Origin of the sequence: Actinopolymorpha sp. B11F2, from assembly GCF_040195635.1 — a bacterium.
In the GTDB taxonomy this organism is placed as follows: domain Bacteria; phylum Actinomycetota; class Actinomycetes; order Propionibacteriales; family Actinopolymorphaceae; genus Thermasporomyces.
Genome location: NZ_JBEFTX010000002.1, coordinates 487,606 through 513,556, shown reverse-complemented (window position 1 = coordinate 513,556; position 25,951 = coordinate 487,606). Strand labels below are relative to the sequence as shown.

The 25,951-nt window shown below is 68.6% G+C and carries 22 protein-coding genes; 6 read left to right on the top strand and 16 right to left on the bottom strand.

The window, feature by feature from the left end:
- Positions 1 to 105: 105 nt before the first annotated feature.
- The gene (locus ABN034_RS06220; RefSeq protein WP_349690005.1) at positions 106 to 3,783 is read right to left on the bottom strand and encodes an ATP-dependent helicase; all 3,678 of its coding nucleotides are present in this window, start codon (positions 3,781 to 3,783) and stop codon (positions 106 to 108) included.
- Positions 3,784 to 3,847: 64 nt separating this feature from the next.
- A complete protein-coding gene (locus ABN034_RS06215; RefSeq protein WP_349690004.1) occupies positions 3,848 to 7,138 on the bottom strand; it encodes an ATP-dependent helicase in 3,291 nt (1,096 codons plus the stop codon).
- 298 nt (positions 7,139 to 7,436) lie between these two features.
- On the opposite strand from ABN034_RS06215, the gene ABN034_RS06210 reads away from it, so the two are divergent.
- Complete coding sequence (locus tag ABN034_RS06210) at positions 7,437 to 8,120, top strand: hypothetical protein (protein WP_349690003.1); 684 nt, start codon at positions 7,437 to 7,439, stop codon at positions 8,118 to 8,120.
- A 2-nt stretch (positions 8,121 to 8,122) separates the two neighbouring features.
- Positions 8,123 to 8,488 carry a hypothetical protein gene (locus ABN034_RS06205; RefSeq protein ID WP_349690002.1) on the top strand — a complete coding sequence of 122 codons (366 nt, stop codon included), beginning with the start codon at positions 8,123 to 8,125 and terminating at the stop codon, positions 8,486 to 8,488.
- 169 nt (positions 8,489 to 8,657) lie between these two features.
- Here the strand turns inward: ABN034_RS06205 and ABN034_RS06200 are convergent, their stop codons facing one another.
- Positions 8,658 to 8,822 carry a hypothetical protein gene (locus ABN034_RS06200; protein WP_349690001.1) on the bottom strand — a complete coding sequence of 55 codons (165 nt, stop codon included), beginning with the start codon at positions 8,820 to 8,822 and terminating at the stop codon, positions 8,658 to 8,660.
- Between the two features lie 263 nt (positions 8,823 to 9,085).
- On the opposite strand from ABN034_RS06200, the gene ABN034_RS06195 reads away from it, so the two are divergent.
- A complete protein-coding gene (locus ABN034_RS06195; RefSeq protein WP_349690000.1) occupies positions 9,086 to 9,334 on the top strand; it encodes a hypothetical protein in 249 nt (82 codons plus the stop codon).
- A gap of 880 nt (positions 9,335 to 10,214) precedes the next feature.
- Here the strand turns inward: ABN034_RS06195 and ABN034_RS06190 are convergent.
- On the bottom strand, positions 10,215 to 10,850 hold the full coding sequence (locus ABN034_RS06190; protein WP_349689999.1) for a class I SAM-dependent methyltransferase: 636 nt from the start codon (positions 10,848 to 10,850) through the stop codon (positions 10,215 to 10,217).
- 109 nt (positions 10,851 to 10,959) lie between these two features.
- Between ABN034_RS06190 and ABN034_RS06185 the strand changes: the two genes are divergently transcribed.
- Positions 10,960 to 11,421 carry a MarR family winged helix-turn-helix transcriptional regulator gene (locus ABN034_RS06185; protein WP_349689998.1) on the top strand — a complete coding sequence of 154 codons (462 nt, stop codon included), beginning with the start codon at positions 10,960 to 10,962 and terminating at the stop codon, positions 11,419 to 11,421.
- 78 nt (positions 11,422 to 11,499) lie between these two features.
- Here ABN034_RS06185 and ABN034_RS06180 read toward each other — a convergent pair whose 3' ends face one another.
- The 7 genes from ABN034_RS06180 to ABN034_RS06150 all read right to left on the bottom strand — a co-directional run bounded on the left by ABN034_RS06180 (position 11,500) and on the right by ABN034_RS06150 (position 20,496).
- Entirely contained in the window at positions 11,500 to 13,470 is a 1,971-nt protein-coding gene (locus ABN034_RS06180) for an ABC transporter substrate-binding protein (RefSeq protein ID WP_349689997.1), read from the bottom strand.
- A gap of 134 nt (positions 13,471 to 13,604) precedes the next feature.
- On the bottom strand, positions 13,605 to 15,227 hold the full coding sequence (locus ABN034_RS06175; protein ID WP_349689996.1) for an FAD-dependent oxidoreductase: 1,623 nt from the start codon (positions 15,225 to 15,227) through the stop codon (positions 13,605 to 13,607).
- A gap of 34 nt (positions 15,228 to 15,261) precedes the next feature.
- Positions 15,262 to 16,380 carry a LacI family DNA-binding transcriptional regulator gene (locus ABN034_RS06170; RefSeq protein WP_349689995.1) on the bottom strand — a complete coding sequence of 373 codons (1,119 nt, stop codon included), beginning with the start codon at positions 16,378 to 16,380 and terminating at the stop codon, positions 15,262 to 15,264.
- A gap of 281 nt (positions 16,381 to 16,661) precedes the next feature.
- Positions 16,662 to 17,480, bottom strand: a complete 819-nt coding sequence (locus ABN034_RS06165) for a class I SAM-dependent methyltransferase (RefSeq protein WP_349689994.1) — start codon at positions 17,478 to 17,480, stop codon at positions 16,662 to 16,664.
- 141 nt (positions 17,481 to 17,621) lie between these two features.
- A complete protein-coding gene (locus ABN034_RS06160) occupies positions 17,622 to 19,235 on the bottom strand; it encodes an ABC transporter permease (RefSeq protein WP_349689993.1) in 1,614 nt (537 codons plus the stop codon).
- Positions 19,232 to 20,152 carry an ABC transporter ATP-binding protein gene (locus ABN034_RS06155; protein ID WP_349689992.1) on the bottom strand — a complete coding sequence of 307 codons (921 nt, stop codon included), beginning with the start codon at positions 20,150 to 20,152 and terminating at the stop codon, positions 19,232 to 19,234. The genes ABN034_RS06160 and ABN034_RS06155 overlap by 4 nt, the downstream gene beginning before the upstream one ends.
- Before the next feature lie 149 nt (positions 20,153 to 20,301).
- Positions 20,302 to 20,496 carry a hypothetical protein gene (locus ABN034_RS06150; RefSeq protein ID WP_349689991.1) on the bottom strand — a complete coding sequence of 65 codons (195 nt, stop codon included), beginning with the start codon at positions 20,494 to 20,496 and terminating at the stop codon, positions 20,302 to 20,304.
- Between the two features lie 174 nt (positions 20,497 to 20,670).
- Here ABN034_RS06150 and ABN034_RS06145 point away from each other — a divergent pair, with 174 nt between their 5' ends.
- Positions 20,671 to 21,204 (top strand): GbsR/MarR family transcriptional regulator, encoded by a 534-nt coding sequence (locus tag ABN034_RS06145; protein WP_349689990.1) that lies wholly within the window; start codon positions 20,671 to 20,673, stop codon positions 21,202 to 21,204.
- A gap of 158 nt (positions 21,205 to 21,362) precedes the next feature.
- Here ABN034_RS06145 and ABN034_RS06140 read toward each other — a convergent pair whose 3' ends face one another.
- Positions 21,363 to 21,668, bottom strand: coding sequence for an MGMT family protein (locus ABN034_RS06140; protein WP_349329809.1), 306 nt, complete (start codon positions 21,666 to 21,668; stop codon positions 21,363 to 21,365).
- A gap of 32 nt (positions 21,669 to 21,700) precedes the next feature.
- Entirely contained in the window at positions 21,701 to 22,873 is a 1,173-nt protein-coding gene (moeZ, locus tag ABN034_RS06135; RefSeq protein WP_349689989.1) for an adenylyltransferase/sulfurtransferase MoeZ, read from the bottom strand.
- Between the two features lie 390 nt (positions 22,874 to 23,263).
- On the opposite strand from moeZ, the gene ABN034_RS06130 reads away from it, so the two are divergent.
- Positions 23,264 to 24,229 carry a DUF418 domain-containing protein gene (locus tag ABN034_RS06130; protein ID WP_349689988.1) on the top strand — a complete coding sequence of 322 codons (966 nt, stop codon included), beginning with the start codon at positions 23,264 to 23,266 and terminating at the stop codon, positions 24,227 to 24,229.
- Here the strand turns inward: ABN034_RS06130 and ABN034_RS06125 are convergent.
- From ABN034_RS06125 to ABN034_RS06115, 3 genes are all read right to left on the bottom strand, one after another.
- Positions 24,186 to 24,647: a YbaB/EbfC family nucleoid-associated protein gene (locus ABN034_RS06125; RefSeq protein ID WP_349329813.1), complete on the bottom strand. Its 462-nt coding sequence runs from the start codon at positions 24,645 to 24,647 to the stop codon at positions 24,186 to 24,188. The genes ABN034_RS06130 and ABN034_RS06125 overlap by 44 nt on opposite strands.
- Before the next feature lie 72 nt (positions 24,648 to 24,719).
- Positions 24,720 to 25,631, bottom strand: a complete 912-nt coding sequence (locus ABN034_RS06120; protein WP_349689987.1) for a hypothetical protein — start codon at positions 25,629 to 25,631, stop codon at positions 24,720 to 24,722.
- Complete coding sequence (locus ABN034_RS06115) at positions 25,628 to 25,930, bottom strand: hypothetical protein (RefSeq protein WP_349329815.1); 303 nt, start codon at positions 25,928 to 25,930, stop codon at positions 25,628 to 25,630. The genes ABN034_RS06120 and ABN034_RS06115 overlap by 4 nt, the downstream gene beginning before the upstream one ends.
- Between the last annotated feature and the right edge of the window lie 21 nt (positions 25,931 to 25,951).

The window sequence follows — 25,951 nt, the reverse complement described above, 5'->3', positions numbered from 1 at the left end:
GTGTTCCATGCCTGTGTCCCAAGATGGACAGGCAGGCGTACGACGCCTCGACGTCCAGGGCGACGCCATGAAGGTTCCACTGAACGTTCAGCGGCGCAAGGGTGTTCAGGCCTCGTGCGGCACCGACGTGATCAGCGCTTCGAGTCCGGCAGCGTCGAGCAGGTCGACGGGACGAACCGTCAGGCAGTGGCGGACGTAGTGGAAGGCCGCGCCGACGCGTTCGAGTGGCAGGCCGGTGAGCTGCGCCCACGCCAGCCGGTACGCAGCGAGCTGGACGGCGCGGGCGGCCTCCTCCGCGGGATCGGTGGGTGGACGCCCGGTCTTCCAGTCGACGACCTCGATCCCGGGTGCGCCCACGGCGTCTGATGTCGCGGCAGGTCCCGTCTCCACCGCGCCGGGAAGGCCCGTCTCCGACTGGAGAGAGAAGACGGCATCCGCGCGTCCACGGACGACCACCCCCGCAAGCACCAGCTCGAACGGCACCTCGACCTCGATCGGCTGCCGTTCTGCCCATTCGGAGGCAAGGAAGGCTTGCTGCAATGCGGCCAACTCCTCGTCCGGCGCCGCCTGCCCGTCGGCCGAACCAGGAAGCTCGTCGACGTCCAGCAGCTGCGGCTTGCCGTACCTCGCCTCCAGCCAGGCATGGAACGCGGTTCCCCGGCGGGCCAACGGGTTGGGCGCGCGGGGAACCGGCCGCCGGATCGCCCGGGCGAGCGCGTCGGGATCCTGGCGTAGCTGGACCAGCTGGCTCACCGACAGGCGTTCGGGGAGTTCGACGACGAGTTCGTGCCGGGCCTGGCGACGCGCCCGCTCGGCCAGCAGCAGGTCGACGTCGCGAGCCCAATCATCCGCGGCATCCGAGGTGTCCGTCGCAGACCCGGTCTGGCTGACCGCCGCAGGTTCACCGGTTTCGGCCGCGGGAGCGAAGGACCCACGGCCCGCCGTGATCTGCTCGGCGGCCGCGGACACCAAGGCGGCTCCGGCCGCGATGTCGCCTCGCCGGTCGGGAGTGAGCGGGTCATAGGGCCACGCGTGTCGTGGCGGATCCGCCGTCACGGGATTGCCCGCCGCGACGTCGACGTCGGCACACCACACAGGGACTGTCCCCGCGCCGGAGCGGCACGCCTCGGCGACCTCACGCAGGTACTCGCCCGGCTCCCGTGGACGCCGGGTCTCGTCCCAGCGGTAACCCGACCACACCACCAGCTGGCGGGCTCGCGTGGTCGCGACATAAGCGAGCCGGCGTTCCTCGAGCCGGGACCACTCACCGCACTCCTGCGCGAAACGGTCGAACGCCTCCTTGACCTCGCGCTGGTCGCCGGCCGGCTCGACGTCGAGCACCGGCAACACGTCGGCGTCACCACGCAGTGCGAACGGCAGGGCGCCGACATCGGTGAGCCACGCCTTGTCCTTGGCACTCGCGGCGGGGAAAACGCCCTCGACGCCACCGGGGACGAACACGACGTCCCACTCGAGGCCCTTCGCTCCGTGCACGGTGAGCACCTGGATGCGTTCCTCGGCCACCTCCGCCTGGCCAGGTTCCAACCCGCGCTCCTCCGCATCGGCGGCGTCGAGATAGGCGAGAAACGCCGGCAGGGAGGCACCCTCACCGCTCTCAGCGAACGCGACCGCGACGTCGAGGAACGCATCGAGGTCGGCGCGGCTCACCGCCACATCACCGGTGCGGGCCGCGACCTCCACGTCGAGGCCGAGGGTACGGACGACATCGGCCACGAGATCGACCAGCGGCTGACCGGCCCGGCGACGTAGTGAGCGGAGCTCGTCGGCGAACGCCCGCAGCCGCCGATAACCCTCGCCGGACAACCGGGCGCCGCCCGACGCCCTCCCGCCGTTCGGCGCGTCTTTGTCCCGCCGCTCCTCGTCCGCGCCCTCGGCGTTCGGCGCGACCTCGTCCGGCGCGACCTCGTCCGGCGCGACCTCGCCCGACGCGACCTCGCCCGACGCGACCTCGCCCGACGCGACCTCGCCCGACGCGACCTCGCCCGACGCGTCCACGTTCGCGGGCTCGTCCTTCGGGAGCATGCGGGCGGGCATCGCGTCGAGGGCATCCAGGGCATCGACGATGCTCGCGTCGTCGACCTCATCCGCGGCGGGTTCCGCGACGGCTTCCGTCCTTGGTCCGGCCGTACTGGCAGCCGCGGCGTCCTCCCGCCGCGCCGCCTCGGACGTGCGGGCCGCCTCCGTTGTGCGGGCCGCCAGCATCCGCGCCCACATGCCCAGGGCCGCCAGGTCCCGCGGGCCGATCCGCCAGCGCGCGCCGGTAAGCAGCCGCATCAGCGCGTCGCCCCGACCCGGATCGGCGAGCACCCGCAATGTGGCCACGACATCGGAAACCGCAGGCGTGGTGAGCAAACCACCGACGCCGACGATCTCGACCGGCAGGCCGGCATCCCGCAACACGTGGGCGATCCGGTCGATCTGACTCCGTTTGCGGATGAGCACCGCGACGGTACGGCCGGGCTTGCCCCGGGCTCGCAGGCGAGCGTCCGCATCCCAGATCGCCTTGGCCCGCTGCGCGATGTCGCGCGCCTCGTCGTCGACGGTGTGATGAAGCGCCGCGACCACCTTGCCGCGGCGGTTGGCCGGGTGCGCCGTCAACTCGCGTACGTCAAGACCGCCTTGACGCAACGGTTCGGCGAGCACATTGGCGACCTGGAGTACGGCGGAGCCGTTGCGGAAGCTGGTCGTCAGTTCCCGAGTGCGGGCGAGCGTGCCGTCGGAGGTACGAAAATGGCGGCCGAACGCCGTCAGCGTCGCCGCGCTCGCCCCTCGCCAGCCGTAGATCGACTGGCAGGGATCGCCGACGGCCGTGATGGGATGTCCCGTCGACCCGCCGAAGAGCCCGCGCAGCATCACCAGCTGGGAGTGGCTCGTGTCCTGGTACTCATCCAGCAGGACGACGCCATAGCGGGCCCGCTCCTGCTGCCCGACTTCTGCGAATCCTTCAGCCAGCTTGGCCGCCAGCGCCGCCTGGTCGGCGAAGTCGACCGCCTCCCGACGTCGTTTCTCCTCCTCGAACGCCGCCACCAGGGGCAGGATCTGCAGCCGGGTCCGTTGCCGGGCCAGCGCGTCGGCCACGTCTGCGTACAACGCCTTGCGCGTCCGCGCGACCGACGGTTTGGCAGCCACCGAGGCGTGCAGGCGTTCGGTGAATTCGATGATCCTCTCAGCCGACACCAGGTGGCCGCTCATCTCGCCGTGCAGTGTCAAGACAGCGTTGACAATGGTCGAGAACGCCTGATCGACGGCGTCCATCGACCCGTCGTAGGACTCGGCGACGCGGGTGGCGTACTGCCAGGCCATCGCCGGCGTCACCAGTCGCGAGCCTGGCTCTCGCCCGAGCCGCAACGCGTGTTCGGCGACGATGCGCTGCGCGTAGGCGTCATAGGTGGACACCGTGACATCGCCCGGCGACCCGTCGACGTCGCCGTCGAGCTCCACATGCCCACGGGCGCGGAGTTGGGAGAGCCGGCGCCGGATCCGCGCGGAAAGTTCGCGGGCGGCCTTGCGGGTGAACGTCAGACCCAGAACCTGTTCAGGGAGTACGAACCCGTTGGCGACCAGCCACACGACCCGGGTCGCCATGGTCTCGGTCTTGCCCGATCCCGCGCCCGCCACGATCACGCCGGGTTCCAACGGCGCCTCGATGACCGCCGCCTGCTCGGGCGTCGGCGGGTGCAGGCCAAGCAGGCCGGCGAGCTCAGGCGCCGTGTAGCGGACGCCGCTCTCGCGCTGGAGCGGCAGACCCAGCTGAGTCGTCATGGGACCTCCTTCGTCGGTCCCATGACCAAGGCGCTGTGCCTACTCATGACCTCACTTCGTTCGGTCATGGTGTCACCTGCCCACCCTCGGCGTGGACTGGGCACGACCGGCGCGATACGCAGACTCCGCACCAGCGGTTCTCGGTTCCGGGGAACTCGGCGCCCGCCATGCCCTCGGCGGTGTCCGCGACCAGGCGTTCCGCCCAGTCCGGATCCTCGGCGTCGGTCAGCGCGGGCTGGCGTTGCTCCGACACCTTCGTACCGCTGCCCAGCTGGACGAGCATCGCCCCACCGGGTTCGCCTTCCGCTGTGGCGAACCCCTTCTTGGCGACGGCGAGTTGGTAGGCACCGAGCTGTGGATGCTCGGCCAGGTCAGCGGCCGCCGGCTTGCTTCGACCGGCCTTGAGATCGACGATGACGAGACGTCCGTCGGGATCGCGTTCGAGCCGGTCGACGCGCCCGGTGAGCCGGGCCCGGCCGATGTCCACCTCGAAGTCCTCTTCGGCGGCGACCAGTTCGCGGGGATTGGCGCGGAGCCAGCCGGCCAGCCGCTCGACGATCGTCGCGGCCCGGTCGTGCTCCTTGACGGAGTACCACCCGGTGCCGGTGTCGAGCAGAGCCCACCGTTGTTCGAACACCTCGGGCAGGTCCGCCACGTCGACGTTTCCGGCCGCCACCTCGTAGGCGAGCGCGTGGACCAGCGTGCCGACACCCTGGCTCAGCGCGTCGCCCGCGGTGCCGCCGCAGCTTTCCAGCAGCCAGCGCAGGGCGCACCGGCTGAATGCCTCCACCTTGCTCGGCGAGACGCGCACGGTCTCGCCGGCGCCGCGGAGCGCCCGGTCGTCGGACAGCGGGGCGAAGGCGTACCACTGTGCGGGGTCGGCGCCGCGGATGCCCGCGGCCGCGAGGCGGGCAAGTTGGTACGCCGCGGCCCGCCGTCGCTGATCGTCGCCTCTGCGGTCCGCAGTGTCCGCATCGTTCGCTCGGCCCCCCGTATCCGCGGCGTTCGCTCCGTCCCCACTGTCGGCGCCGTCAGTCCTGGCACGACCGTCCGCACCGGCGGCAGGAGCACAGACGACCGAACGCAACTCGGCGACGACGGCGGCCAGGTCGAGCCCTCGCGGTACGCGCGTGACGGGGCGTTCGTCACCCGCGCCGGTCCACGGCAGAAGTTCGTCGAGGAACCGGGACGGGTGCGCCTCCTCGCTCGACACCGCCGTCACCACCAGCCGTCGCCGCGAACGCGTCACCGCGACGTAGAACAGCCGGCGTTCCTCGGCGAGCAGGTGGCTCACGGTCGTCACCGGCGAGGCGTCGCGGCCGGCCACCAGGTCGACGAGAGACTCCGAGCCGAGCAGCGATCCCCGCAGCCGCAGGTCGGGCCAGACGCCTTCCTGTACGCCGGCGACCGCCACCACGTCCCATTCGAGGCCCTTCGCGGCGTGCGCGGTGAGCACGGCAACGGTCTCGCCCTCGGGCGCCCGCGGCGCGAGCGTGTCGGCCGGGATCTCCTGACCCAGCACGTGATCGAGGAACACCTCCGGCCCCGCCGCCGGCAGCCGGTCGACGAATCGCGCCACGGCGTCGAACAGTGCCGTCACGGCGTCGAGGTCTCGGTCGGCGGCCGCTCCGCCCGGTCCGGCGCCGGCTGCCAGCCGCGCCCACCGGTCGGCCACCCGGCTGGTCGACCACATCGCCCACAGCACCGTCTCGGCCGTCGCCGCCGGGACGGCGATCGCCTCGCGTGCCGCGGTCAGCAGGCGGGCGATCCGGGCCGCCGGAGCGGTGGCGACCGGGTCCAGGTCCACCAACGCGGCCGGGTCGTCGAGCGCCTCGACCAGGAGTACGGACGACGACCTGCCCCCACCGGTGGACAACTCGTACCGGCGAAGCTCCTGACGCAGGCGCCGTAGGGCGAGCGCGTCGGCACCTGCGTACGGACTGCCGAGCAGGTCGACTGCCAGCTGCGGATCCAGGTCGCACCGGCCGACGGCGAGTTCGAGCAGGGTGAGCAACGGTCGGACGGCCGGCTGGTCGACGAGGGGCATCTCCTCCAGTCTTACCGTCGCTGGTACACCGGCCGACGTCAGCGCGCGACGCAGCAGCGGAATGTGCGTCGCCGCCCTGACCAGCACCGCCATCCGCGACCAGGCCACCCCGCCGACCAGGTGTGCTTCGCGGAGCTGCTGGGCGACAAAGGCGGCCTCCTGGTTGGCCGAGCGCAGCAGGTGCACCTCGACCTCACCCTTGGGCAGCTCCGGTTCGGGCACCAATGCCCGGTGGGCCGTGGGGCCGCCGAGCCGGCGGGCGAACCGCCGGGACGCGTTCAGCAGCACCGGACCGGACCGGCGACAGCGACCGAGGGCGACCGTGTCCGCCTCCTCGCCGTCCGCGCGCCGGAAGCGTTCGGTGAACCGGCGGATCCCGTCGATCTCCGCACCCCGGAACGCATAGATGGACTGGTCGGGATCGCCGACCACGACCAGGTCGCGGCCGCCCCCGGCGAGCAACGACAGCAGCTCCTCCTGGGCGGGGTCGGCGTCCTGGTACTCGTCCACGAACACGGCAGTGCGCGTCTCCCGCTCCCGCGCGAGCAGTTCGGGATCGCTACGGAGGAGGTCGACCGCCGCGCGGACCAGCTCGGCCGGGTCATAGGCCGGAGCCTCGGGCCGGAGCGCGGTGATCGCGGCGTACTGCCGGGCGAACTTCGCGGCCGCCACCCAGTCGTCGCGACGCTCTCTGCGACCCAGTGCCCCGAGTGCCCTCGGGTCCAACCCACGCTCGGCCGCCCGGAGCAGCAGGTCGCGCAGCTCCTGGGCAAAGCCGCGGGTGAGCAGCGCCGGTCGCAGCCGCTTCGGCCAGTCCTTCGCCCCGAACTCGTCGACGTCGCCGCGCAACAGGTCGCGGATCACGAGATCCTGCTCAGGGCCGGACAGCAGTCGCGGCATCGGCCGGTCGTGCAGGACCGCCTCACCGCGCAAGAGGCCGAAGGCGTAGGAATGAAACGTCCGCGCCAGTGGCTCGCGGATCGTGCGGTCGAGTCGCGCGGCGATCCGGTCCCGCAGTTCGGCCGCCGCTCGGCGCCCGAACGTCAGGAGCAGCACGCGCGCCGGATCGAGCCCGTCGCGTTCGATCCGGTCGACGGCCGCCTCGACCAGCGTCGTCGTCTTGCCCGTGCCCGGGCCGGCGAGCACGAGCAAGGGACCGCCCCGATGCTCGACGACCTGGCGTTGTGCGTCGTCGAGTGCGGGCGCGGTCTGATGCGTCGCAGGTCTGTCGTGAGTACGCCGTACCAGTCGATAGGTCGGAGCCGCCTCGGCGCGCCCGCTCGTGGCGACTCGATGCGTTCCGGACATGCTCGGCATTCCATCAGAAAGCACGGACAGTGCAACGACCGACGCCGGCCTGCCGCGTCCGGTGGCGGCAAACGTGGTCGATCCGGCAGGGGATCGCCATGGTGTTGGACTCCGACGAGACGTGACTATTGCCCCTTCCGCACTCTCCAACGATGAACAGACGTCCCACACCGCGTCCTTTCGGTGGATCTTCCACAGGCGCCGGATCGCGTAGTGGTCGAGATTGTCCGTGAATGCGTACTGTGTGACCGCACATAAGCCGGTTCGTGCTCATAGCCGCAGGACGGGGTTCGCGAGAGTGCGTGACGACAACGGTGAGGAGCCATCCGGCGAGCTGACCGCGACTGACCCGACCGGATGCGTCCAGGTGCGGCTGGATCCTCAGTCTGGACGTCTGACCGACGTTGCACTGACGACGCGTTGGCGAGACAAGCTGGGTGTCGCCGGAATGGCTGAGGCGGTGATGTACGCCGTCATCCAGGGGCGCCTCAGCTACCTCGATTCGCGGACCAATGTGCCCGAAGACCATCCCCCCACCGCGAGTGCACCACTCCTGGAGCCGGATGCGCTGGCGGGACTGACGCCTGAGGGACAGCGCGATGCCTGGCATCGGGTGGCCGACCTATTGGAGTCGGTCAACTCCGAAGCTGCCGCTACCATCAGCCGGCTGCAATCCACGACTGCTGACGGCGCCGACTCTCATCCCGGACACACCGGGAGCGATGACCGCCGGAATGTTTCGGTCACGTTGAACACATCCGGCGCCATTTCCGGGCTCACCCTCAGCGAGAGGTGGCTCGGCTCGGCTTCGACCGAACGTGTGGTCGAGGCTCTTCGGGAAGCATTTCAGGCGGCTTACGAATCGCTCGACGTTGCGCCTGGATCCGACCAACCGTCCCAGACGCCGGCGGCTGACCGCATCATGGCTTTGACCAACGACCCCGCCCGCTTGGCGCGGTGGCTGCGACAGGAGGAGGACTGACCGTGCCCGGACCACGCGCGAACTCAGCCAGCTACGACATCGACCTGATGCGGCAGGATGCCAAACGTTGGGGAGACTCCGCCGATGTGCTCAAGAAGGCACAACAGGTGGCCAAGACTCTCGAACTCGACCGACACACCTTCTCCGTTGTCGCCGAACATGTCACTGCTGCGCAAAGGTTCAAGGACATCAGCGCTACCTACAAGGAGCTGTTGGAAACGGTCATCCGCCTGCTCGGCGAGGGTCAGAGCTGCTTCGACACAATGGAGTCGCACCTCCTGACCGTGGCCCGCAACGTTGAGGAGAACGAGGACGTCAACCACGGAACCTCGACGTACATCGAGCGGTCCATAGATGGAGGGAACTGAGATGAGCGGCAGCGCGACTACGGATTGGCTGGAGTCTCCGTGGGACGAACAGACACCCGAGGTAGTGAAGAAGGCGATCGAATCGGGTCTCGAGAGCATCAGAAAGACCCTGGAGTCGCTGCACGGTCTCGATATCAGAACCCTTGCTGTCGGCGGAGGAGCCATGCTGCTAGGTGGCCCCATACTCGGTCCCCTCGTTGCCGGATCGGCAATAGCACTCCTTCAGGATCGGTTCGACGACAACATCGGCGACGCTCTGGAAGTCCTTGACAACGAACGCCGCAGGATCCATGGCTACCTCGCAGGAGTTGGCAATCCCTGGAGACTCAATCATGCCGCTGGCACCTGGGGTTCGGGGATCGGTCTACCGGTGAGCGAAGAAGCCGGGAGGTACGGCAACAGCCAGATGCTGTTGGTCGACTACTGGACGGGTGATGCCGAGAAGGCGTACGAGGATCTCCTGCCCGATCAGAAGGCCGCACTTTCCCACATCGCCCAGATCGCAAATGGGCTAAACCAACCGCTCACCGAATGCGCCAGTCACGTCACGCAATTCTGGGTGCGCGTCGGCCTGACGATGCGCGCACACTTGCGGACGTGGCAACGGCGCTGGACAACGCCGCGACGCCCGACATTCTCTCGGTGCCGGTCGAGGCCGCCGCTGCTCTGGTGAAGGGTGTTGCCGACGCCCTGGAGAACTTCCGCGAAATGATGGCGAACTTCATGAGCTCATTTGCAGAGGTCGAGGCCCTGTTGAACAACAGTGAGGCATTTCCCGGTGGTCACTGGCCGCGGTCTAAGGCGGTCATCGGCGACCCGACGCGCTGGGACAAGAAGGAGGCCTGATGTCCGATTCACGTACTCGCTCCGGCGGTGAATGTGGGCGGAGCAACACACCTCGCCAACCGGGTGTCGCGCAGCCGCCCCCGAACCCACGGAAAGCCAGCAGAGGTGTGCTGCTCGCGATCTTCTCGATTTCGATCATCGGGATTCCTGTGCTGCTCGGGCTGACCTACCTCTTGTCCAGCCGGTTCCTCACAACGGAACTTCCGACTCCGCCGCCTCCGCCGAGAGACCTGTGTGCGACAGTCGGCAAGGAACGAATCGCCGAGCTGGTCCGGGAGCCGGTAGTCACGTCCGACCACTCGTCACGGGGCGATATTGTCGGGTGCAGCGAGAAACCGATTCTGATGCATCGGGGTATGACGCACTCACGGTGCAGCTCAGCCGATCCGCGCCAATTGGTTCCAGGGCAGCGGAGGAAGTCGCCTCTCGGGGCATCGACGAAAGCTGCAAAGAGCTAGCCAAAACGAAGATGCCGCCGGGCGGCGCGAAGGTGCCGATGCCGGGTCTCGACACGGTAGGTGATAGGCGTTGCGCCTGGGCCGCCTACGGCGCATCCGAGAAGACAGGGAACCTGGAGATATACGCCGTGCGAGGGCCGGACATCCTGCATATCCGATACGACCCGTCCCAGACCGATGACACGACACCTCAGCGGCTGCTCGTGGCCTTCGCCCGCGACGTCCTCGCAAAGACCGATCCGGCCGGTCAGTAACCCTGTGACCTCCGGGCAGTGCTCAACGACGCCGCCCCGGCGCATGAAGACCACTACTGGTGTACGCACGATGCCGCCAACCAGCGCTGGATCGCGACCACGGCGGACCGGTGCAACTCCCCGGGCACATCAGTCGGGATGCGGCGGTCGCGGCCACGGTGGACACACTCACGGCGTGACCGGGCTACTGCCCTTCATCACGTCACCGGCGACCATGACGTGCCGGGTGCATCGCCGGAAGAACGGAATGCCGGTACGCATCGCGGTCTGCGTACTCGAACCGTCGTGGAAGAGGGCCCGTTCACGCGCGCTGGACGCCACCAGGTCGAACGGCGCGTGTGTGAAGTCGTAGAGGTAGAGCCTTCCGCCGGGACGCAGGACTCTGGCGAGCTCCGGCACCGCATTTTCCGGGTCGTCCCAGTGGTGCAGGCTGAAGGACGAGACGATCAGGTCGAAGGAGTCGTCCGGAAACTCGAGGCCGGTCACATCGCCGACCCGGGCGACGGCCCGGTCGCCGTAGTCCTGAAGATTGCGGTTGGCCGCCGTCACCATGTCGGCGGACAGGTCGATTCCGGTCAGCTCCACATCGGCGCGCCGCTTCGCGATCTCGACCAGGAGGACTCCGGGACCGGTGCCGACGTCGAGCACCGCGCCACCGTCCGGCACGGCGTCGGTGACGTCCTCGGCGATCCGGCGGTAGAGCCGCCGCAGCAACCGTCTGGCCACGAAGTCGTAGATTCGGCTGTTCCGTCCATGGAACATCGCCGGCGTGTTCCCGGGATGGAGGTGGCGGTGCGCCCGCATGGCGGCTCCTCTGAGTTGTGCGGTACAACTATGGAGTCACGGTACGCCTGATAGTTGTAGAGAGCAACTCTCGCCGTGCCAGGCCCCGCGTCGAGGAGGTGCCCCGCCCATGACCGACGACGCGTCGGTACGCCTCCACGAAGCCCTGATGGAGCTGATCCAGGTCGCCGGCCTGCTCCAGCCGGACCAGACGTTGCCGGGTGAGTCGGTGTCCATGTCACAGGCGTTCGCCCTGCACGAACTCGACGTCGCCGCGCCTTTGTCCCAACGTGATCTCGTCGAACGCCTCCGACTCGAGAAGAGCACCGTCAGCCGGATGGTCGCCGACCTCGATCGCAAGGCGCTCCTCGTGCGCGAACGCGATCCCGACAACCGCCGTCTCTACCGGCTCCGGCTCACCGACCAGGGACGAGCGGTCCACGCGCGCATGGGCCGCCACTTTCACCAGCACTACGTCCGGTGGGTCGCCGCGATGAGCCCGGCCGAGCGGGACGCCCTGCTGACCGGACTTCCTGCACTGGTGCGCGCGATCCGGCAGGACCTCACGGCCGACGACGACGCTCACGCCTGACCGTTGGGCTCATCCCGCCTGCATCATCGTGCGGGTCCACGAACCCGAACCTTGCGCGAGCCCCGCGGATGTGCCGCCTCAGGCTTCGAGGAAGTACTGCTCCGGATTCGTCACACCCGGATACGGAAAATTGGCGGCGAAGAACGTCTCGTCCACCATGTTCCGGAAGTCGTTCTTCACCACACCGTATCCAGGTAACGCCGTCGAGATGCCGATCGTGTAGAACTCCTCCTTGGTGATGGCGAGGATCTGTTTCATCAGCGTGCTGCGCTGGTCCGCCGACGCCTCGGTCAACATCTCGTCGTACAACGCGAACTGCCGTCGCGTCGGCGCTGGGGGCCGCATGCCGGCCTTGCCTGTCGAGTGGTACCACTGCGCCCAGCCCTCGGCGTATCCCGTCGTGTTCCCTCCTAGCGGTAGGTAGTACGCCGGCGTCCGCATGACGTCGAGGCCACCGTCACCGTCCCACACGGTGGCGTCGATCGCGTTGCTGGAAAGGCGTTCGTTGAACAACGTCAGGTCCTCGGGCTTGATGTTTGCCTCGATACCGACCTCTCGCCAGTGGCCGCGGACCATCTCCAGACTGTCGGCCAGGTGGGGCTTTCCGGCGCCGCTGCCGACCTGCACCGTGAACGTGATCGGCTCACCGTCCGGCCCGAGGCGCACGCCGTCGCCGTTGCGTTCGGCGAAGCCCGCCTTGTCGAGGTGCCGATTCGCCAGGTCGACGTCGTACTCGGTGTACTGCTTCGCCATCTCCTCGTCGTAGAACTCGCTCTCCGCCGTGGGTGCCACCTGCCAGGGCTCACCCTGCCGCGCGTGCACGGCGCGGATGATCTCGTCGCGGTTGATGGCGTAGGAAAGTCCGATCCGAAAGTCCCTGCTCCCGAAGATCTTCCGCTTCACCGGATCGGGACAGGTGAGGTTCAGCATGATGGTCATCGTGTTGAGCTTGTCTGGTACGAGGTCGAAGAAGCGGTATCCGGCGGACTCGCGGTCGCGCGCCAGTACCGGTTTGTTCTCGGTCGTCGTCACGTGCCGGTCGATCATGTCGATCTCGCCCTTGAGGACCTTGAGCAGCAGCACCTGCGCATCGCTCACGAGGTCGAACACCACCCCGTCGAGATACGGCAACTGGTTGCCTTCGTCGTCGGTCTTCCAGTAGTACGGGTTGCGGTCGAAGGTGATCCGGGTTCCCTTGCCCAGTGGGCCTTTCGGCAACCAGGCGTGCAGCCGCGGGACGTCGGGCGCCTGCCAGAGCCCACCGAAGGCGTCGCCTTCGGCCTGGACGAGGGCGAGCCAACTGTCGTAGCCCTTGGCCTTCGCGTCCGCGTCGGCGGTCGGGTTGTACTTCTTGTGGTACTTCTGGAAATAATGTCGCGGAATCCGGGTCAGGGCGTTCGAGGTCTCCGAGGCCAGGCGGTCGAGAAAGAGCCCGTTGGTCTCGGCGAACACGAACGCGACCGTCCGCTCGTCCACCTTTTCCACCTGCGCCGGCTTATCGCCGGAGACGAACAGCGGCGGCGGCTCAGGGCTGATCTCCTTGTCCAGAAGGACATCCTCATACGCGAAGACGATGTCGTCGACGGTGAAGGGCTTCCCGTCGGACCATTTCATGCCCTCGCGAAGCCGGAACTCGAAACGTGTGCCGTCCTCGTTGCTGGTGAACGTCTCCGCGACATTGGGGATCACCTTCTTCCACGACAGATCCCATCGGACGAGATTTTCGTACGCCAGCGTGTAGCCCAGCCGGAAGGCGTCTCCCGGACCGATGAGGGCGTTACGCCACTGGCCGCCGTAGGTGCCGATCCGCTCGACCGGCGCGACGACGAGTGGCTTGTCCGGCAGCCGTTCGCGCAGCGGCGGAAGCTTGCCCTGCTTGACGAGTTCGGCAAGCGAAGGAGCCTCTCCGGTGTTCTTGGCAGACGGCGGAGCCCCTTGTTCCTCCCTTCCTGGGTCGAAGGAGAAGAAGCTACATCCTGGTAGCGCGGCCGCGATCGAGAGCATGCCGCTGGTCATGAGTACCTGTCGTCGATCCATCCGTCGCGTCATCGCGGCGTCTCCCTCGCACAGCTGGGGACGAGTAGTGGGTAGGTGAGTCTGCGGTGCGGTGGTGCGGAGGTGCGGTGGTACGGAGGTGCGGTCGCGCAGTGTGCGGTCGTACGGTCGTGCGGTGACAGCAGGGTTCAGTAGCCGTGGACGTCGGGCCAGGCGATCTCGACGCCGTGCTGCGCCAGCACCCGCTGGTAGTCGGCGAGCCGTGTGTCGTCCGCGCGGACCTGGTGCGGTGTGACCCGATGCGTCAGGCAGTACGCGGCGAGCAGGCCGGTGGACTCGCCGATGTTCCACTCCGGCGGGTGCAGCCGGTAGCAGCCGTTGGTGATGTGCGTCGTCCCGATGTTCTTGTTGGCGGGCAGCAGGTTGGTGACTCGCACGGGCAACAGCGCACCGAGCGGAATCTGGAACGGGCACGAGCCCACGTCGATGTAGTTGTCGCCGCCGGTCGACGGGTGCAGGTCGATCCGGTACGACCCGATGCCCACCGAGTCGGCGTACCGCTTGGCGCCCTGTTCACCACGCACGGCGAGGGAGACGTCCTGCTCCACGACCGTGTACTCCGCGACGATCCGGCGCGACTCCCGGATGTACGGCGCCATCGCCAGGCCGTCGTGCGTCCCCATCACGTCCGGCCGCAGCCGCAGGCCCGGCAGCCCGGTCCCGCCGTCCGGACGCGGCATCTCCGTCTGGAGCCAGTAGACGAACGAGCGGCTCATCTCCCGGGCACCCTCGAGGTGACGGCCCGCCGCCGCCTCGTCGACCAGACCGTCCACGGGGAACACCGACCCGCGTTCGTAGTCGATCATCGGCCAGTTGACGAGGCAGATGTCGCTCGCGAACGCACCCGGCTCGAACTGGTGCCGGGCCAGGATCCGCCGGAACGTCCACAGGTCCTGGTCGCCGCGCCGTCCCTTGCCGGTCCCGGCGAGCGACGGGTCGTCCTCGGGGTGCGGGATGACCGTGCGGTGCATCGGTTCGAGAGTCCGCGGGTTGGGGGCAACGAGCTCGAACATCCGGCCCGGCCAGTACGGCGGCTGGTAGTCCCGCCAGAACGCGTAGTTGTCGGGCTTGTCGATCGTGTGGTCAGCACCCTCCTCGTGGTCGACGGCGAAGCACCACGAGACCGCCTGCATGTTGGCGGGCTGGCGTTCGCTGGGCGCGCTCGGCTCGCCGGTGTCGGCCTGGGACTCGAAGCCGGTCACGTACTCCGTACCCGTCAGCGGCAGCAGGTCGCCGGTCTCGGTGGCGTCGAGGATGTACGGCGCGACCACGACGAGATCCTCGCCCGAGGTGGCGTCGCGCAGTGTCACGCTGGTGACCTGAGAGCCGTCGGCAGTGGCTGCGACCGGGCGGTGGTGCAGCCGTACGTCGAGGCGGCCGGCGCTGCGCGCGGGGGCCAGCATCGCCTCGAGGACGGCATGGCCCACACGAGGCTCCGCGCAGATCCGGCTGACCCGACCGTCGCCTGGATTGAGGTGGCGAGCCGCCCGGGCGGTCGACGTGAGCGGATACCACTGGCGGTAGTAGTCGCGGATGCCGTCGCGGAGCTGGCGGTAGCTCGCCGTACACCCGAACTGCTCGATCCAGGGATGCTCGTCCGGCGGTACGCCCTGGGAGGTGAGCTGGCCACCGACCCAGGACGTCTCCTCCGACAGCAGCACGCGGTGCCCCGCACGGGTGGCGGCGAGCGCGGCCGCGACACCGCCGAGTCCCCCACCGATCACGGCGATGTCGGTCTCGATCTGCCTCATGGCTTGACCCCTCTCGTTGTGCCGGACTGCTGGCTCACTGGCGGCTCGGGCGCGGACTCGGTGGCGAACCTGGGCGGGGACTCGGTGGCGGACCTGTGGTGGTGCCGGCAGCGAGGTCGCAGGGAAGGACGAGGCGCCGCCCATCCGCACCATCCGCACCGGCGGCGCCCATCTCGGGCGAGTCGCTGAGCATCGCGCCGAGCATGCGTACGGCCGCGGCTCCCATTTCCAGCCGCGGCACGCGGAGTCCGCTCACGTCGGCGTCCGGTCGGAGCGGCGACGGGTCGACGAGCGTGACGAGCGAGAAGTCGTCGGGCGCGTGAAGTCCGACGGAGCTGGTGAGTTCGAGAAGCCGGCGCAGGATCGAGTCGTCCTCGGTGAGGAAGGCCGTGGCCCCGAGAGCACGCAGCCCATGCAGGTCGTCCACGCGAAGCGACCGCGCCGGGCTGACGTACAGCCGCGGATCGGGGTCGAGACCGTGCGCCGCAAGCGCCTGCCGGTAGCCCTCTTCCCGGTCCAGGACATGCTCGGCGTCGAGCCCGGATCCGAGGTACGCGATGGCACGGTGCCCCAGCGCGGCCAGCCGGCCGACCGCCTCGGCCGTGGGAGTGGTGTAGTCCGCGGCGACGTAGGCGACGTCACGTCCGGGAACGTCGCGCCGGCCGATGACGACGAAGGGGAAGTCCTCGCCCGCGAGCCGGTCGAGCTCGGAGCGGTCACGCTCGTAGCCGAGCAGGACACACCCGTCGGCCATCCGGAGCCGGTTGAAGTTGTCGCGATAGATGCGTCGGCGACCGTCAGGTCCGGCAGCACTCGTGAAGAGGATGAGGTCATACCCCTCCGCCTCGGCGGCGCGCTCGACCCCGACGAGGAACGGGTGGTAGAAGTCGGCGCTCTCCGCGGGAAAGACGGATTCGAACGTGAAGACGCCGAGTAGCCGGTTGCGCCCGCCGGCGAGGCTGCGGGCGGCGGGATTGCCGGCGTAGCCGAGCTCGGCCGCGGCGGCCAGTACGCGCTCCCGGGTCTCGGGCCGGATCGCGGCACCGCGCCCGGTCCGGCCGTTCAGGACCATCGAGACCGTGGCCTGCGAGACGCCGGCGGCGCGCGCGATGTCGCTCTGCCGGCGCCGTGGCGTGCCTCGGTCGTCTGCCACTGTCGATCCTCCGCTTATGCGCATCAGCGTTCCTGCGTACAAGCACTTTTGCGCATAAGTACGGCGAGGGGAACCAGTCGCGGTCAAACAGTCCAGCCCCGGCCAACACCGGTGCACCACCTAAGACCGTGCACCACCTGAAGCCGTGCACCACCTGAAGCCGTGCACCACCTGAAGCCGTGCACCACCTGAAGCCGTGCACCACCTGAAGCCGGGTGGCACTAGAAGGCGGGTGGCACCAGCAGGCAGCGCAGAGATTGCAGGATCGGGGTTGCGAAACCTCAGAAGCGGTAGGTCAAGATCAGCCCGAGGTCCCTCAGCACCCTGACGTGCCGCATCAGCCTGACGAGTGCCCGTGCGGGCAATGGCGCCCTCGTGAGCTCGGGCAGGTTCATGAAGTCCTGGGAGCCGACGAAGGACAGGCCCGGCACCCACCGCTCCAGTTCACGTGGGTCGTCGATTCCCCACCCGCCGGTCTTTGCGCCGGTCGCCTTGATCGCTCGCACATGTCCGCCGAACCGCGCGGCAAGGGAGTTCCACGAGTCGAAGACCAGATGCCCGTGGGGAAAGCGTTCGACGATGCGCTGGACGAGCCGGATGAAGTCGTCCTTCTCGAGATACTGCATGAGTCCCTCCGCCACGACCAGAACCGCCTGATCGGCCGGGACCTCCTCCAGCCAGCCTTCGGCCGTCACCGAGGATCCGATCAGGTGATAGCGGGCGCGGTCGGGCACGAGCACACGACGGAGCTCGACCACCTCGGGAAAGTCCACGTCGTACCACTCGAGGCGGGCGTCCGGGTCGAGCCGGAACGCCCGCGTGTCGAGCCCGCATGCCAGGTGCAGGACAGTCACACGGCCCTCGGTCGCGAGGGCCTGTGCCGCCACCCGGTCGACGTACTTGACCCGGACCGCGATGCTCATCGCGTCGTTGCGTGTCACGTTCAGCTTGCTGAAGTCGTAGTCGACCCGTCCGACGATCTCGTCGGCGAGCCGGTCCCCCAGGATCGGGTCCGCCGCGCGCGCGTCGAGTGCACGGCCGTACAGCGTGGCGAGCATCGTCTCCGGCGCCCCGCTCAGATCCACCTTGTGGCCCGCCATCGCACACTCTCCTCATCCGTTGTCGCCGGCGTACGAACGAAAGCGCCATCCCGCCGACCTGTCAGAGGTATCCCGCCATGGAGGACGAGATACCTCTGACAACTCACGCTCCCGGGCCGACGAGCGGCGCGCCGCCCGGCGTCAGGTGACCGGGACGTCGCGCCGACGGAAGCCCACCAGCCCGACCGCCACCAGCACGACCACGACACCTGCCAGCCACACGAAGGGTTCCGCCGTCACGTCACCCCCGGGCAGCTTGGGGAGGTGCGTGAACGGCGAGGCGTCGAGCAGCACCTGGTCGAGCTGCAGGAGCGCCCCCACCCAGCCCAGGAACAGGCACAGGCCGAACGCGGCCCAACTCGCGGCCGCGATCCTGGGCAGCAGGCCGAACAACGCGACGGCGACGGCTGCCAGCGTCCAGACCGCCGGCAACTGCACCATCGCGCCAGCGAACACCCGCGGCAGTTGACCACCGACATCGTCGGCGTTCAACCCGTGCACGAAGCCGGCGGCCAGCCCCGCCGCCGCGAGTGCGACGGTCGGCCCCAGGAGAGCGAAGACCAGATGGCTCGCCATCCACCTGACCCGGCCGACCGCCGTTCCGAGAACGGGTTCCAGCCGCAGGCTGGTCTCCTCCGCCCGCATCCGCAGGGTCGCCTGGATCGCGTAGGCCGAGGCGATCAGGCCGATGATGCCCAGCATCGCTGCGAGGGTCGCGTCGACGATGCCGGCCGAGCCGCCCATGCGGGCGAAGATCTCCTCCATCTCCCGGTTGCCCTTGAGCATGTCGCGGACACCCCACGCCACGCCGCCGTAGACGAGGCCGAGCACCGTCAGCCCAGCTGTCCAGCTCACCAGCAGTCCGCGCTGCAGCCGCCAGGCGAGCCCGAGCGTGCCGCGCAGGCGCGGCGAAGCTGAGGCCGGACCGAGCCGCGGCGGAAGAACGCCGGCGCCCACGTCCCGGCGGGCCGAGAGCAGGAACGCCGCAGTCACCAGGCCCAGCACGAGCACTCCGGCTGGAACGAGGATCCACCACCGCTCGTCGCCGTACGACCGGATCTGGTGCGCCCAGCCGATCGGCGAGAGACCGGACAGCCAGGAGGCGCCGTTGCCCTCACCGCCGATGTCGCCGGCCAGGCGCAGGACGAACGCCGCTCCGAGAACGGTCAGCGCGAGTCCTCTGGCAGCACCGGCCCCCTCGGTGAGCTGGGCGGCGACACCGCCGACGGCCGCGAACACCCAGCCGGCGAGCGCGAAGCTCAGACCGAAGGCGACCGACCCCGCCACCGGCAGGTCCTGGCCGATCATGCCGAGGGCGATCACCAGTGCCAGCACGAGGTTGGCTCCTAGGACGACGATCAGGGCCGCCGCCAGGTTGGCCTGCCGGCCGATCACGGTGGCGCCGAGCAGGTCGCGCCGTCCGGCCTCCTCCTCGGTTCGAGTGTGCCGGATCACCGTGAGCGCGCAGATCAGCGCGAGGATCACCGGGAACATCCCCATCCGTTGGGCGATCACCCCGCCGAGGCTCACGTCGTACAACGGCCCGTACAACGCGAGGAAGGCAGGATTGGTCCCGCTGGTGTCGGCGTACTGCTGGAGCTCGGCCTGCGTCGACACGAGCTCCCGAGTCGCCGCCACTCCGCTCACCGGGACCAGCGCCAGGAGGAACACCCACAGCGGCAGCAGGACCCGGTCCCGCCGCAGGATCAGGCGGATCAGTCCGCCCGTCCCGACGAGGTTCTGGCCGACAGTCATCGGGTCACCTCCGACACCTGCGCGCCGTTCAGCTCGTCCTGGTAGTGGCGGAGGAACAGTGCTTCGAGGGTGGGCGGCTGGCTGGTGAGGCTGCGTACCCCCACGGCGGTGAGCTGGCGGAGCACGGCGTCGAGCTGCGCGGTGTCGACCTCGAACCGCACCCTCGTGCCGTCGACCTCCAGGTCGTGCACGCCGGCGAGGTCGCGGATCCCGTTGGGCGGGCCCGCGAGGTCGGCGGCGATCGACGTACGAGTGAGGTGGCGCAGCTCGGACAGCGTGCCGGTCTCGACTGCGCGTCCCTGCCGGATGATCGTCACCCGGTCACACAGCGCCTCGACCTCGGCGAGGATGTGGCTGGACAGCAGGACGGTCCGGCCCCGCCGCTTCTCCTCCTCGATGCACTGCTGGAAGACCTCCTCCATCAGCGGGTCGAGGCCGGAGGTGGGCTCGTCCAACATGAGGAGCTCGACGTCGGAGGCGAGCGCGGCGACCAGCCCGACCTTCTGCCGGTTGCCCTTGGAGTACGTACGCCCCTTCTTGCGCGGGTCGAGGTCGAACCGCTCGAGCAGTTCACCCCGTCGCTTCTTGTCGAGCCCGCCGCGCAGCCGGCCGAGGAGGTCGATCACCTCGCCGCCGGTGAGGTTGGGCCAGAGGGTGACGTCGCCCGGCACGTACGCGAGTCGCCGGTGCAGCCTGGTCGCGTCCCGCCAGGGATCGCCGCCGAGCAGTTCGGCGCGGCCCGCGTCGGCCTGGAGCAGACCGAGCAGGACCCGGATGGTCGTGGTCTTGCCGGCGCCGTTGGGGCCGAGGAAGCCGTGGACCTCGCCGGTGCGTACGTTCAGGTCGAGGTCGTCGAGAGCGCGGGTACGGCCGAAGTTCTTGCACAGGCCGGACACCGCGATGGCCATGTCAGTCATCGAAGTCCTTGTTCGTGGTGGGGCGCTTGTGGCGCGCGGAATGGCATCGGAAACAGCAGGCATGCCGAGCAGACTTCCTGCACGACAGGGGACGAGGACCACCTCTGCCGGGTGATCCGGGACTCCGCGACGGGAGTCCTCAAGGCGGCTCAGCCGAGCCGCGACTCACCGGCCTGGTGTCGGGGCGGATCCGAGTCCGCCTTGCGCGCGGCCATCTCCGATGACCGCATCCGCCCGTCGACGCCGCACGTGGCACGGGCGGCGTCGTCCCGGATCGGATGCCGGACATGCGTGAGGGCATCGACAAACCACCGCTCTCGTGCGGCGACCTGGACTGCGCTCATCACGCCTCTCTCCATCACGTGCCCGCGCCGGCCCTCGAGGATCTCTCGGGTGGACAATTCCGGACGCGAGCAACTTGAAGCTACACTAGATTCACAACTTCGTGAAGCTTGTTACGTAGGTGATCTCAGCTCGCGAACGCGGTCAGACCAGCGGTCGGGTCCCCGGAGGTGGCGGTGACAGGAAAACACCCGAAACGGGACGAGGATGCCGTACGCCGCTTCGTCGAGCACCTGGCGATGACCCTGGCCGACATGGGCGTACCCCGCATGCCAGGCCGGGTGCTCGCGGCGATGATGGCCGCTGACGAACACTCCCTGACAGCCGCAGAACTCGCCGAACGCCTCGATGTGAGCCCGGCCGCGATCTCTGGCGCCGTCCGGTATCTCCTGCATCTTGGTTTGGTCGTTCGGGAACCCGTGCGTGGGACGCGTACGCACCACTACCGGCTGCCGAACGATGTCTGGTACGAGTCCAGCATCAGCCGGAGAGGGATGGTCAAGACCGTCGCCGACCTGTCCGACGAGGGTGTCGAGGCTCTCGGCGGTCCGGACACGCCGTCCGGACGCCGGGTCGCGGAGATGGGCGCCTTCTACCGCTTCATCGAGTCGGAGATGGACAGCCTCTTCGAGAGGTGGCAGGCCGCCAAGGCCACCACACGCGACAACGCGTCTCGTGACGCCGTCCAGCGCGGCACCAGGTTCGGATGAGGGGACCCTACGCCAACTCAACCTCGCATGAGGGGACCCCTCCGCCCACAGGTTCGCAACAGGGGACCCTTGTGCCACCTCAACGTCGGATGAGGGGGAACCTGCGCCAATAGGTACGCCAGACAAGGGACCCCTCACACAATGCCAGGGCACCACGGTCAGGGCGAGCCGTCCCAGCGGGCGTTGGCCATGTCGACGCGATCGCTCCGCGGTCCACGAAACGGCGTACCTTCCGAACGCAACCGGCGGACCGACTCGCCGACGTGGCAGTCGGCGGGCCGGCCGTCGGCGCGGACCACCCGCCACCACGGCACGCCACCGCCGTAGTGCGACATCACCCAGCCGACCTGCCGCGGTCCGCCGGAACCGACGTACTCCGCGATGTCGCCGTACGCCATGACCCGGCCGGCCGGGATCCGCTCCACGACCGACAGCACCTGCTCGACGTACTCGTCGTCGCGCACCCCGCGCCCTGCCCCCTTCGTAGGAACGAGACTCAGTACGACGGCTTGTCCGGCTCGATCTGGTTGACCCACGCGGAGATCCCACCGGCGACGTGTACCGCGTCGGAGAAGCCCGCACCCTTCGCGGCCGCGAGCGCCTCGGCCGAACGCCCGCCGACCTTGCAGTGAAGGACGACCTGCTTGTCCTTCGGCAGCTTCTCGAACGCCTCGCCGGTCAGGAACTCGCCCTTGGGGATGAGCACGGCACCGTCGATGTTGACGATCTCGTACTCGTTACGTTCACGGACGTCGACCAGGACGAAGTCGCGCTCACCTCGCGCCCGGGCGTCGAGCCAGTCCTTGAGCGTGCGTACGTCGATCGTGGAATCCACCGCAGCCTCCGCCGCCTCGTCTGAGATCACACCGCAGAACGCTTCGTAGTCAATCAGCTCGGTGACCGGCGCCGTCTCCGGATCGCGGTTGACCTTGAGCTCGCGCCAGGCCATCTCGAGCGCGTCGAAGATCAGCAGCCGGCCGACCAGCGGCTCGCCGATGCCGGTGATGAGCTTGACGGCTTCGTTGACCATGACCGAGCCGATGGATGCGCAGAGGACTCCGAGCACGCCGCCCTCGGCGCAGGAGGGCACCATCCCCGGCGGCGGGGGCTCGGGGTAGAGGTCGCGGTAGTGCGGGCCGTGCTCCGCCCAGAACACGCTGACCTGGCCCTCGAAGCGGAAGATCGAGCCCCAGACATACGGCTTGGAAAGGATCACGGCCGCGTCGTTGACGAGGTAGCGGGTGGCGAAGTTGTCGGTGCCGTCGAGGATGAGGTCGTAGCCGGCGAAGATGTCGAGGGCGTTGTCGGAGTCAAGGCGTACCTCGTGCAGGTTGACCTTGACGAAGGGGTTGATCTCGGCGATCGACTCCTTCGCCGACACCGCCTTGGACTTGCCCACGTCGCTCTGGCCGTGGATCACCTGGCGCTGGAGGTTCGACTCGTCCACGGTGTCGAAGTCGACGATGCCGAGCGTGCCCACACCGGCCGCCGCGAGGTAGAGCAGGGCCGGGCTGCCGAGGCCGCCGGCGCCGATGACGAGGACCTTCGCGTTCTTCAGCCGCTTCTGACCGTCCATGCCGACGTCGGGGATGATGATGTGCCGCGAGTATCGGCGTACCTCGTCGACGCTGAGGTCGGGAGCGGGGGCTACGAGCGGCGGCAGGGACACAACTGTCTCCTCGGGTGGTCGGGATCCTCTTCTGGCACCAACCTGCGCGTGCTCCTCCATGTTCCCGCATGCGGATTCTCCACCCCTCCGGGGCGGGTAGGTTTCCACCTCGCCCCGTACGTGGATCTCCGCGTCTCCCCGCAGGGGTTCCCAACCGAGCCGCCTGTCGGCGAAGGCAACGTGCTGCTTTGCCTCTGACCGCGCGCTTCCACCTGCAAATGACCACGCTGAGCAGGTGTCTGGTAGCCGGGCGGCGCGTCGATGCCTGGTGACGTTCCACGGGCATGCTCAGCGTGGTCAATCACCGCGTACGCCCAGACCCCACCCGGTCGAATCACACGGGCATGCTCAGCGTGGTCATTTGCCGGGTTCGTCCAGGAGGCCCGCGTCGTGGACGAGAAGGGCGATCTGGACCCGGTTGTTGAGGCCGAGCTTGCTCAGGATGGCCGACCTTCGTACGGCGTGATGAGCCTCCTGCTGGGCTGGCTGTTCCTGCGCCGCCGGGACCTCACGCTACTGGTGTGGAGCGCGATCGCGGGGCTCGTCATGGTGGTGGTGACGGTCCCGGGGATCTGGGCGCTCGTCAGCGGGGATCTCGCTCAGCCTGGCGTGCCCCCCACGGAGCCAACCACCGAGGTGTACGCATCAGGCGAGGAGGACCTGCTCGCCGCGGCCGGTACTCGGCTCACCACCTGGGTGTTCGTCACGCTCGGCGGCGGGCTGTTGTCGTTCGGAGGTATGAGCCTTGTCCTGCTCGCGTTCTGGGCGGCGCGGCGGCGCATCCTGGAGGAACCACGCCGCCACCTTCGGCTCCTGCGGTGGACTGCGGCCGTCGGTATGCCGGTCGGCTGGCTGGGCGGCCTACCCGCCGCGCTTGCCCACGTGGGGATCTGGGACGTGCCGGCGGCCGCGGTCACGCAGGAGGGTGCACTGACTCTGGTCCGGGACGGCACGGGTATCGCCGGTGGACTCGGATACGTCGCGGCCATCGCCCTGGTCGCGCACGAGCTGTCCGTCCGCCGTCGGCGGCCGCGTGCCGTTGTCGCGGTGGCGGCCGTCGGCAGCCGGTCACTGTCCTGCTACCTGACCCACTCGCTGATCTTCTCGCCTCTGCTCGCCGCGTGGGGCATCGGACTCGGCGCGGTGATGGGGAGCGCGACCATGGCAGGGTTCGCCTGCTGCGTCTGGCTGGTCACCGTCGTCGGGGCGTACGCCGTGGAACGGTCCGGCCGGCGCGGACCCGCGGAGTGGCTCCTGCGCCGACTCCTCTACGGCGCGCACCGAACAACCGCGCAACGAGGGACTCCGCGACTCACTCGCCAGCGAGCTTGCGCATCTGCTCGAGGACGCTGGTGAGCTCGCCGTCCATCCGCATCGTGTCGCCCATCATCTCGTCGAGAGATTGCTGCAACTCGGCAACCTGCTCGCCGATCTCCTCCGGGTCCGGCCGGCCGTCCCCACCGAAGGTCTCGTCGAGGACTACCTGAATCTGCCCCTGCGCATCGGCCCGCGCGGCATTCACCAGTCGCAGGATCTCCGCGGCTAGGTCCTCCGAGGGCATGCGCATCACCCGAGGATCCAGCTTCAGCTCTTCGACACCGGTCGCTTCGTTGAACGACACGGAGATCCGCTCGTCCTCACTCGTCGCCGAGCCAGTCACCTCGCCGATCCGGCGCTGCAGCTCCTCCGCCTTCGCCAACTGCTCGCGTTGCGTGGCCATGATCTCTTCCGGACTCCGCAGCAGATCCCTGAGATCGAAGCTCTCCGATGTCATGCACTTGCCCCTCTACGCCCATAGCCGAGAACGCGAAGCCAGCCCTTGCCGCCAGGGCGTGTATCCCGCTCGTCAGACACCGCTGAAGTTGCTGAGTCCCTTGAGGCCGGCCCGCTTGTACTTCTCGAGCATGTTGCCGACGATGTCCACCGCGGAGTCGCCGAGGTTCTGCCAGCCACCGCCCTCGATCTCACCGATCTTGTAACCGTCCACGGCAGCGGCGTTCAGTCCCATGACGCCGACGAGACCCGCATGGGCCCAGCCCACCTTGATCATGATCTCGTCCATCACCCGGATGATGGTCTGCACGGTCTTGATCAACGGCCTGCCGAAGTTGCGGATAGTCATCGCCGCACCCTGGCCGAAGGGGATGGCCATCAGGATCCAGAACGTGATCGCCATCGCGGCGAGGGCCACCATGATCGCCATGGCGATCGTGAGCTGGAGAAATCGCAGCATCGCGACGACCCCGGTCATCGCCGCCGTAACGTAGCCGAGCTGGGCGGTGGCGAGAATGCCGGCGCGGTGGACGGTGAGGAGCCTTGCGAACTCTTCCTGGTCCGCCGCCTTCCAGTTCTGCTCGGTGATGCTGTCGCCGTGCTGCTGCAGTTCGTCGTAGAGCTGGCTGCCCAACTTGGCGGACTCGTGGATCATCGAGCACGCCTCCATCATCTTGGCGGTGTCGGTGCGGATGAGGGCCAAGCGCATCGGCACGCTGGTGAGGGAGTCGCTCGGCATCCAGTCGCTGACGATGCTCTCCGCCTTTCCGAGGCGGATCACCCGAGTCGTCCGCGTCGCGCGCTTCGAGACCTGGCCGGAGATCCTTTGCAGGGCGCCAAGGAGAATCCCACTCTTGGCCGCCGAGACGGGCAGCAGCAACTCGGGGAACGCCGAGCAGGCGGCGAGCGACGAGTAGAAGGCGATCTCGCCGAATTCCTTGCCGGGACCCACCGCACCGGCCATCGAGTCATACGAGTTGCTCATCCGCCATCCCTGATCGTGGAGTTCACTTCGGTCGCTTCCCAGTTCCTGGACGTCTTCTGAGCAGCATCATTGATCTCGGCCGAGATCTCCTGCTTGATCTGGAACGACTGCTCGACGTATTCAGAGCCGAAGAAGAACGACGCGACGACGAACATCCCTCCGCCCTGGCCGGCCGCCATCATGGCGTCCTGGGCGTCGGCCGCCAGCCGGCTCGCCTGCGGCATGGTGTCGTTGGCCGACCGTTCGATTCGCTTACCCAACTGGCTGACGTAGTCCCAGTCCACTGCCCTCGGTCCCATGGGAGCAGCGTACGGGTCCAG